The sequence below is a fragment of the Winogradskyella sp. SYSU M77433 genome, assembly GCF_029911945.1.
Classification (GTDB): Bacteria; Bacteroidota; Bacteroidia; order Flavobacteriales; family Flavobacteriaceae; genus Winogradskyella.
In genome coordinates this window covers 1-548 of record NZ_JARYTG010000036.1, presented here as the reverse complement: position 1 = coordinate 548, position 548 = coordinate 1, and the positions used below count along the sequence as shown (strand labels likewise).

The window sequence follows — 548 nt, the reverse complement described above, 5'->3', positions numbered from 1 at the left end:
ACGATAACAGTAACGAACAACGGTAACGTCAGCTTAAGTAACGTAGCCATAGTAGATACGTTTGTAGATGGCAACGGTAACCCATTAACGTTTGTAAGCGGCCCATCGTTCGACAGTGCTGACCAAGGCAGTTTAGAAGGTACGTTATTAGTAGGAGAGACGGCCACATATACAGCAACCTATGTCATCGAGCAAGGATCAGTAGATAGTGGATCAATCAGCAACAGCGTATTGGCTAGTGGAGAAAGTCCAGAAGGCACAAATGTTGATGATGTCAGTGACGATGATGATGACACAGACGGTAATACAGAAGACGATGCCACAGAGCTATTCATTTCAGAAGATCCAAGTATAGAAGCCGTAAAAGTAGCCGCTATCACTAACGATGTAGCACCAACAGGAGCAAGTTTAGGAGATACGGTAACGTACACGATAACAGTAACGAACAACGGTAACGTCAGCTTAAGTAACGTAGCCATAGTAGATACGTTTGTAGATGGCAACGGTAACCCATTAACGTTTGTAAGCGGCCCATCGTTCGACAGTGC

At 44.7% G+C, this 548-nt stretch carries 1 pseudogene; it reads left to right on the top strand.

Annotated features, from left to right (window positions below):
* A pseudogene (locus tag QGM60_RS18155) lies at positions 1-548 on the top strand (hypothetical protein); the annotation flags it as partial.